Below are 8,620 nucleotides of genomic sequence, written 5' to 3' on the forward strand. Positions count from 1 at the left end.
AAGGCCGGCACCCGAAGATGCCGGCCTTCTGCCCCATGAACCAGAACCCCGCGTTCTAGTTCTTGTAGTACATGTCGAACTCAACCGGGTGCGGATGGAGTTCGTAGCGCATGTTCTCTTCCATCTTCAGTTCGATATAGGCATCGATCTGGTCGTCGTCGAACACGCCGCCTTTCTTGAGGAAGGCGCGGTCAGCATCAAGTGCTGCCAGGGCTTCACGCAGCGAGCCACAGACCTGCGGGATCGATTTGGCTTCGGCCGGCGGCAGGTCGTAGAGGTCCTTGTCCATGGCGTCGCCAGGATGGATCTTGTTCTCGATGCCGTCGAGGCCAGCCATCAGCAGGGCTGCGAAGGCGAGGTAGGGGTTCGCCATTGGATCGGGGAAGCGGGTTTCGATACGCTTTGCTTTCGGGTTGGAGCCGAAAGGAATACGGATCGAGGCCGAACGGTTACGCGACGAATAGGCCAGCATGACCGGTGCTTCGTAACCCGGAACCAGACGCTTGTAGGAGTTGGTCGACGGGTTGGTGATCGCGTTCAGCGCCTTGGCATGCTTGATGATGCCGCCGATGTAGTAGAGGCACATGTCGGACAGGTCAGCATACTTGTCGCCTGCGAACAGCGGCTTGCCGCCTTTCCAGATCGACTGGTGAACGTGCATGCCCGAGCCATTGTCCTTGAACATCGGCTTCGGCATGAAGGTCGCCGTCTTGCCATACGAAGCAGCCACCTGGTGGATCACGTATTTGTAGAGCTGCATGCGGTCAGCCATGACCGTCAGTGTCGAGAATTTCAGGCCAAGCTCGTGCTGGGCCGGAGCCACTTCGTGGTGGTGCTTCTCGGGCTGAAGGCCGATTTCGCCCATGATCGACAGCATTTCGCCGCGCATGTCCTGCTCGGAGTCGATCGGGGGAACCGGGAAGTAACCACCCTTCGGGCCGGGGCGATGGCCCAAATTGCCCATCGGGTATTCACGGCCGGTGTTGGCCGGCAGTTCCGTCGAGTCGAAGCTGTAGCCGGTCTTGTGCGGATCGGTGGACCAGCGCACGTCATCGAAGATGAAGAATTCGGCTTCCGGGCCGAAGAAGGCGGTGTCGCCCAGGCCGGAGGCGGCGAGATAGGCTTCAGCCTTCTTGGCCGTGGTGCGCGGATCGCGGTTGTAGGCCTGGCCCGAAACCGGGTCGAGGACATCGCAGAAAACCACGAGCGTGGTCTGCTGGAAGAACGGATCGATGAACGCGCCCGTCGCGTCCGGTTTCAGAAGCATGTCGGACTCGTTGATGGCTTTCCAGCCAGCAATCGATGAGCCGTCAAACATCTGGCCGTCTTCGAAGAAGCTGTCGTCCACCATGTCCTTGTGGAAGGTGACGTGCTGCAGCTTGCCGCGCGGGTCGGTGAAGCGCAGGTCCACGTACTGGACGTCCTGGTCCTTCATCATCTTGAGGAGATCATCTGCCATTTTTTTTGCCTTCTAATGAGCGTTTCTTCGGTGCAGGTTTTGCCGGGCCGGCAGATTTTGCCAGCCCTGCTGGGTCGATAATCAGAGCGCCGAGTCGCCTGTTTCGCCGGTCCGGATGCGCACGGCATCGATCACGTCGGAGACGAAGATCTTGCCATCGCCAATCTTGTCAGTGTGGGCAGCCTTCTTGATGGCTTCCACCGCGCCCTCGACCGCGCTGTCAGGCAGCACGACTTCGATTTTCAGCTTCGGGAGGAAGTCCACCACGTATTCGGCGCCGCGATAGAGTTCAGTGTGGCCGCGTTGGCGGCCGAAGCCTTTCGCTTCGATGACGGTCATGCCCTGCAGACCGATTTCCTGCAGCGCTTCTTTCACATCGTCGAGTTTGAAGGGTTTAATGATCGCTTCGATTTTTTTCATTGCGTGGTTTCTCCCCAGCCGTCGGGTTTAGAGTCCATCCGTGCGTATGAGGTGTTCCCGCCTTAAGCGATAGGGGGGTGCCCGCATTTTGGTTACCTTTGATCCCGCGATTAAGTTTTGTGCAGTGTTGATTAATGATTGGGCGGCCTGGTTTTCGCGAAATAGCAGGAAAATGACGCGAGCGTCACTTTCTTGCGCCGCCAGATTGTGCTACGTAATTCTCTGCTTTGATATCATGAGGAATGCTCAATATGGCTGCCCAGGACCTTGAGATCGTTGTCCATCCTGACCGGAAACGCTCGAAGTTCCGTCCGCTAAAGGCATGGCATCACATGCAGAAGCTGATCCAGAACAAGGAAGATACCGAGCAGGTGTTCCACATCATCGAGGCGCTGAACGGGCGCTCGTTCGAGAAGAATTTTGCTGCTTTTGTTGCCAGTCCGGAGGGCCGCCGCCTCCTGAAGGAGCGCGCCTATCTGCCGCCGATTCTGGATGATCATTCCTGGATCAGGCAACTTCCTGAAGGCACGGTTGGCCGCGCCTATGTCGAGTTCATGGAGCGCGAAGGGCTGACCGCGCAGGGCCTCGTTGAGGAAAGCGCAAAACACCGCGCCGGCGTGCCGGACTATGACGATGACTATCTCTGGTTCGGCAATCGCCTGCGCGACACGCACGACCTTTTTCATGTTCTCAGCGGCTACAACCGTGACGCCCTGGGTGAAGCCTCCCTCCTGGCCTTCACCTACAGCCAGAACCCCGGCAATGGCGTTCTTTTCATCGCTTTCATGGGGTGCCGCACGATTGCGAAAAGCGCGCCCAAAGGCGCCCGAATCATGGATTGCTTCTGGGAGGGCAAACGCAATGGCGCGGCTGCCCAGAAGATCATGCGTCAGGATATCGTGGCTCTCATGAAGGAACCGCTTGAGGAAGCCCGCGCCCGTCTGGGCATCCGGCCGCCCGTGGCTTACCAGCAGGCACTTCAGGTGCTGACCGCCCATGGCTATACCGCCACCACCCAGCTTGAGGATGCCGGCAAGGTCCGCGAGCAGGCAGCCGCGTGATCTTCCTGATCCGTCACGGTGAAGCTGCCGCCAGCTGGGGCGACCATCCCGATCCGGGCCTGAGCGATCTTGGCAAGGGGCAGGCTGAAGCCGCCTCTGAGATTCTGACAAAGCTGGGCGCCACAAGCGCCATCACCAGCCCGATGCAGCGTTGCCGCGAAACGGCCCAGCCTTTTGAGGCGCGCACGGGACTGACCGCGCGGGTCGTGCCGGACGTTTCCGAAATCTCGACACCGGACGGTATAGAGGACCGTGTGTCCTGGCTGCGGGAGCTGATGGCCGGCACCTGGACGCAGGCTGGCCCTGATCTTGCCGCCTGGCGTCACAAGATGTCCGAAACTGTCTCGGGTCTGCCAGAAGGGACGGCCGTGTTTTCCCACTTCGTTGCCATCAATGCTCTGGTAGGTGCCCTTGAGAGCGATGACCGTGTGACGGTGTTCCGCCCTGGCCATTGCTCGGTCACGCGGCTGGAGCGGCGCGGCGGGGTCCTGCGTGTTGCAGAATACGGGAGCGAATCCGCAACCCGCGTGCTATGAACCTTCCAATGGGAAGGCCTATACTGACACCGCAGGAGATGCTTGCCGCCGAGCAAGCCGTTATCAATGCAGGAACCGACCGGTTCACCCTGATGCAGAGGGCAGGCGGGGCGGTTGCCGAATTCGTCCATGCCCATTGGCCAGAAGGCCGTATCCAGGTGCTGTGCGGGCCCGGCGGCAATGGCGGCGATGGGTTCATCGCGGCGGCAAAGCTCGCCAAATTCTGGCGCAAGGTAGACATCTACTGCACTCATCCTGTCAGCGAGTTGACCGGGGATACCGCCAAGGCGGCCAGCCAGTGGGAAGGCCCTGTCCACACGCTCGAAGACGCGCTCAACACCGAGCCGGATCTGATCGTCGACGCGCTCTATGGCGCAGGCCTGACGCGACCTCTCGAGGGCCCCGCCGCCATGCTCGCCCTGCGCGGCGGGCGCGTGATCTCGGTTGACGTTCCTTCGGGGATTGATGGCTACACGGGCAAGCCGCTCGGCCCGGCCTTCCAGGCAGAGGCCACCCTCACATTTGCTGCCCTGCGACCGGCCCATGTTCTGCTGCCTGGCTCTGCCTTTTCCGGCGTCGCGATGGTCGCGGACATTGGCGTACCCGTGCAGACGAACCTCGCCGAAAACAGCCCCGCGCTCTGGCACAGCCAGATGCCGCAGCCGGGCTTTGGAGTTCACAAATATCAGCGCGGCCATCTCAAAGTGGTCAGCGGCGGCCCATGGAATACCGGCGCGGCGCGTCTCACCGCCAGGGCAGGCCTGCGCGCCGGGGCGGGTCTTGTTACCATGCTCTCCCCGCCCGAAGCGGCCGGCGTGCATGCAGCCCACCTCACCGCCATCATGCTTGCCCCCTTCCAGACGGCAGATGACCTCGCCGCCTATGCGGCGCGCGCCACCGCCATGGTCATCGGCCCCGCCGCCGGGATCAGTGATGCCGCCCGCGGCAATATCGAGGCATTGCTCAAGAGCCCGGCCCGCATCCTGCTGGACGCTGACGCGCTCACCGTTTTTGGCGAGGACCCCGAGGCCCTGTTCAAACAATTGCGGCCAACAGACATCCTCACCCCGCATGAGGGCGAGTTCTCCCGCTTGTTTGGCGATCTGCTCGCCACCAGCGACAACAAGGTGCAGGCCACTCGCGCGGCGGCTGCCAAGGCTGGCTGCGTGATCCTGCTGAAGGGGGCTGACACGGTCATTGCCCAGCCCGATGGCAACGCGCTCGTCAACACGCACGCCACCCGCTGGCTGGCAACCGCCGGCTCGGGCGATGTGCTGGCCGGTATCATCGCCGGCTTCATGGCGCAGGGGGTAGACACCTTCGTTGCCGCCGCCATCGGCAGCTGGCTTCACGGCGAGGCCGGCCGCCGCGTGGGCGCGGGGCTGATTGCCGAAGACATCGAAAAGCAGCTGCCCATCATCCTCAGCGCCCTTCACGGGGAGCTGGGCTGAGGAACGATCAGATCGGCCGCGCCATCAGGCGCGCGCCCGGCCCATAGATATCGAGGATATAAGCGCGCTTGGTCTCGGTGACGTGCGCATTGGGCACAAACCCCACCCTGTCCCAGTAATTGCCGGATTGGCCGACGGCCACCAGGCTTGCCGCATCGAAGCCCAGCTTCAGTGCCGTTTGATAGGCATCCTCCAGCAGGGCTCGGGCAACGCCGCTGCCGCGCGCGTCCGGCAAAAGGGCAATGTCATGGATGAAGAAACAGTCCGGCTCGGGCAACTCTTCGGGAAATTTCTGATTGTTTACAGGTGCATCGCCAAACTTCCATGGGAAAGCGACCACATAGCCCACCATGCGTCCATTCAGGTAGGCGACCCGGAAAAACTCCCCAAAACGCGCAATGCGGTTGGCAAACACCTCCGGCGTTTCCCGCAGGTCCGGTGTGAAGGCTTCGGCCTGAATCTGGACGACCTCATTGATATGGGCCGCAGTCATGGGGACGATTTTCAGGGTCATTTGCAACGGGCAGGCTGATTTCCGGGGAGGGTTGAGGTCCATATGGCGTATCAGGCCAAAGGCGCCAGAGGGGCTCAGCAGTCAGCCCAGCCAGACCATGGTGCGGATGAAAGAATACAGCGGGCCTTGTGAGTCCCCTGATACACACCCGATTATTCTCAACAAATAGTTGACTATTAAGCAATTTTCTTCGGGTAAGAGTCCCGTTCGCACTCGTGCGGACCATTGCAAACACACCCGCGAGGGACTCAATCCGGGGACCGGAAAAAGCTATGGCCGAACTCACTGATGCAATCATTCGCGGCGCCAAGCCGAAGGACACGCAATACAAGCTCTTCGACGGCAAGGTCAGGGGCCTGCATATCCTTATCCGGCCTACCGGAACGAAGACCTGGCGGCATCGTGAGATCGTGAAAGGCCGTGAGCGCGTCAGGACCCTTGGGGACTGGCCAGCGCTTCAGGTGAACCGAGCGCGCGCGATGTGCTCTGTGATGCGCGCCGATGATGTGAAAATCCCGTTTCGCAAGGTGGCCGAAGAATGGTTCGCTGCCACCAATCCCGCCCGGACTCCTCTGGTGGCCTCTCAGATTATCCGCCGGATGGAAAACCACGTTTACCCGACTATCGGTGACCGGCCAGTTTCGGAAATCCGCGCGGCCGAAGTGCTGGCGATAGTCGAAAAGCTGCGCAAGAAGGGCAAATACGAAACAGCGCAGCGGATGCGTGGCTACATGGCCCAAATCTTCGCGCTGGCCTGTGTCCGCTATGATTTGGCGTTCAATCCCGCTGCCGAGATCAGCCGCGTTCGCATGAGCCGCCCTGCGACTAAACACCGGGCCGCCGCAACCATGGAAGAGCTGGGGCAGGTTCTGGCCCAATTTGCGACCTATTCGAACACAACCACTGCCCTTGCTTTGGAATTCCTGATCCTGACCGCAAGCCGGACGGCCGAAGTTCGCGAAGCGCGCTGGGAAGAGCTTTCACAAGCCGCGCGGCTTTGGGATATTCCGGCCGAACGCATGAAAATGAGCCGCCCACACCGGGTCTATTTGTCAGACGATGCCGTGGCGATTCTGGACAAGCAGGCGAAGGGCGGGGACTGGCCAGCATCCGGCCTCGTTTTCCCGCAAGGCCGTTCGGCCATGTCTGAAAACACCCTTCTCTTCGCCCTCTATCGACTGGGCTGGAAGGGTAAAATCACGGTCCACGGCTTCCGGGGCAGCTTCAGCACGCATTGTAATGAGCATGGAAAGCCATGGGATGTGATCGAAGCATCATTGGCCCATGAAGAGCGCAACAGCGTTCGCAGGGCATACAATCACGCCCAATATGAGAAGCCGCGCCGCGATCTAATGGAATGGTGGGCAACGGAAGTCCGCCGGGTGAAGCGCAAGGCTACCCTGCTTTCCTGACGTCCCCCCAAGCCATCAGACGCGCAGCAGAGGAAACGCGCCTGATGGCCGCGCCCTGCCTGATGTCGAGGCAAGCTGGGCGCATGGAGGCGGGACGCGGCTAACGCCCCATGACCCAGACCGAAGGAATCCGAGTCACCATCGGCGAGGACTATCAAAACCCGCCGATGAGCAAACATGTAGTGAAAAAACAGACGTCTTGCAATATGCCATGTATCACGTATGTTAAGGCTCTGGTAACTCAGGAGCCTGGACATGCCGAAACCCCTTTTCACCTCCGGCGAAATCGCACGCGCTATCGGCGATGGCCGGAAAGAACTGAAGCGCTTCTATGAAGGGCGCGTTCGCACGTTGATCGAAAACGGGCTTCTAGTGCCCGAAGACAAAACGGACGGGGGGCACCTTCGCTTCACTTCCGATCAAGTTGCGCTGGCCGCGATCTACTCAGCAATGCTGGATTTGGGATTGACCCATGGATCGCCGGGTAAATCGTTCGGCTGCGATGCATCACCCTTCATGGCCGCCCAATTTGCGCTAATCGTCCATCAAAACGGAAAACGCTCGAACATTGATTTTAGCAAGGCTGGCCCCGAAGAGGTGTTGGCTTATGCTGCCGCTAATCCCAACGCACTGGGGCGCGCTATTCGCGGTGTTACTCAGGGAGAGTGGTGGGCGCTCCGAATTGACCTCTCGCGCGATGATCAAACCGGTGAAAAGCGTTTCCTTGCAGTAGCCTATAACATGGATGATCCGCCAAAGGATTATCTGATTCCGACGCGCCCGTCAGAGATGCCTGCCGGTTCAATCCTTCTGACGCTCAACCCCATCCTTCTTCCGCTGGTGGCAGATCGCAGCGGGGCGAACTAACATGGTCCGCCGCCCGTCAGCCTTCGCCCGTGCCCGCCAAGCCATCGCCCGTGCCATCGCGCCCGAAGCAGTCCGCAGGTTCGACGGGGCGGCCGGTGGGCGCCGTTGGGACCGCGGCGCGCATTTCGGCACTGTCAGCACCGAAGCGCTGGCAGCGGCGGGGCCGATGCGTTCGCGGGCGCGGTACTTCTACAATAACAACGCCCACGCTCGCAGCGGCGTGGAAGCCCTTGTGACGCATCTTGTCGGCACCGGCATTTCCCCGGCCAGCAAGGCGGCGAACACCGATGCTCGCACCGCGTTGGGGGCAGCATGGGCGACCTGGCAGAACGTGGCAGATGCCGACGGCCGGACCGACCTTGCCGGAGTCGTGGCTTTGGCCGTTCACGGAATGATTGTGGACGGCGACTCGCTGTTGCATCTTGTCCAGACGCCGCGTGGCCTTCGCGTTCGCGCAATCCCGGCTGAACAACTGGACGAAGCGAAGACGGCAGACCTTGGTGACGGCCGGTATATCGTGGGCGGCGTGGAATTCGCGGCCGATGGCACGCGCGCGGCCTATTGGATTCTTCCGGTCAAACCGACGCAAACCGCAATCACTTATGCGCCGTCGATCCGCATTCCCGCCTCTGATGTGCTGCACCTTTGCGCCCCGGTGGGCATTGGGCAGGTGCGCGGTGTGTCGTGGCTGGCGCCCGTGTTGCTCCGGCTTGCCGAAGTGGACGGGCTCGAAGACGCCCTGTTGACCGGCTTTAAGGTCGCGGCCCTTCACGCGGGCTTCCTGATTGATCAGAACGGCACTTCCGAAGTGCCCTATGAGGGCGATCAGCAAGGCTCGATTCTGACCTCTGGCCTTGAACCTGGCACCCTGAAGCGTTTGCCGCCCGGCATGGACGTCAA

At 61.0% G+C, this 8,620-nt stretch carries 9 protein-coding genes; 6 read left to right on the forward strand and 3 right to left on the reverse strand.

Annotated features, from left to right (window positions below; all coding sequences use genetic code 11):
* Positions 1-55: 55 nt before the first annotated feature.
* Together glnA and HPO_RS18380 are read right to left on the reverse strand one after the other, a co-directional pair.
* On the reverse strand, positions 56-1,459 hold the full coding sequence (gene glnA, locus HPO_RS18375; RefSeq protein ID WP_035602257.1) for a type I glutamate--ammonia ligase: 1,404 nt from the start codon (positions 1,457-1,459) through the stop codon (positions 56-58).
* A gap of 81 nt (positions 1,460-1,540) precedes the next feature.
* Positions 1,541-1,879, reverse strand: coding sequence for a P-II family nitrogen regulator (locus HPO_RS18380; RefSeq protein WP_011647079.1), 339 nt, complete (start codon positions 1,877-1,879; stop codon positions 1,541-1,543).
* 251 nt (positions 1,880-2,130) lie between these two features.
* Between HPO_RS18380 and HPO_RS18385 the strand changes: the two genes are divergently transcribed.
* Genes HPO_RS18385 through HPO_RS18395 form a run of 3 tightly spaced genes read left to right on the forward strand, consistent with a single transcriptional unit; the run spans position 2,131 to position 4,927 of the window.
* A complete protein-coding gene (locus tag HPO_RS18385; RefSeq protein WP_035602300.1) occupies positions 2,131-2,940 on the forward strand; it encodes a Coq4 family protein in 810 nt (269 codons plus the stop codon).
* Positions 2,937-3,476, forward strand: coding sequence for a histidine phosphatase family protein (locus tag HPO_RS18390; protein WP_035602259.1), 540 nt, complete (start codon positions 2,937-2,939; stop codon positions 3,474-3,476). The genes HPO_RS18385 and HPO_RS18390 overlap by 4 nt, the downstream gene beginning before the upstream one ends.
* An 8-nt stretch (positions 3,477-3,484) precedes the next feature.
* Entirely contained in the window at positions 3,485-4,927 is a 1,443-nt protein-coding gene (locus HPO_RS18395; RefSeq protein ID WP_035602261.1) for a bifunctional ADP-dependent NAD(P)H-hydrate dehydratase/NAD(P)H-hydrate epimerase, read from the forward strand.
* Between the two features lie 7 nt (positions 4,928-4,934).
* Here HPO_RS18395 and HPO_RS20065 read toward each other — a convergent pair whose 3' ends face one another.
* On the reverse strand, positions 4,935-5,420 hold the full coding sequence (locus HPO_RS20065; RefSeq protein WP_162174070.1) for a GNAT family N-acetyltransferase: 486 nt from the start codon (positions 5,418-5,420) through the stop codon (positions 4,935-4,937).
* Positions 5,421-5,713: 293 nt separating this feature from the next.
* On the opposite strand from HPO_RS20065, the gene HPO_RS18405 reads away from it, so the two are divergent.
* The 3 genes from HPO_RS18405 to HPO_RS18415 form a co-directional block, all read left to right on the forward strand.
* Positions 5,714-6,853, forward strand: a complete 1,140-nt coding sequence (locus HPO_RS18405) for a tyrosine-type recombinase/integrase (RefSeq protein WP_035602264.1) — start codon at positions 5,714-5,716, stop codon at positions 6,851-6,853.
* Positions 6,854-7,108: 255 nt separating this feature from the next.
* Entirely contained in the window at positions 7,109-7,720 is a 612-nt protein-coding gene (locus tag HPO_RS18410; protein ID WP_035602266.1) for a hypothetical protein, read from the forward strand.
* A 1-nt stretch (position 7,721) separates the two neighbouring features.
* Positions 7,722-8,620, forward strand: an 899-nt coding sequence (locus HPO_RS18415; protein WP_035602270.1) for a phage portal protein, incomplete at its 3' end; no start/stop codon positions are given.

Source organism: Hyphomonas polymorpha PS728, assembly GCF_000685315.1.
In the GTDB taxonomy this organism is placed as follows: Bacteria; Pseudomonadota; Alphaproteobacteria; order Caulobacterales; family Hyphomonadaceae; genus Hyphomonas; species Hyphomonas polymorpha.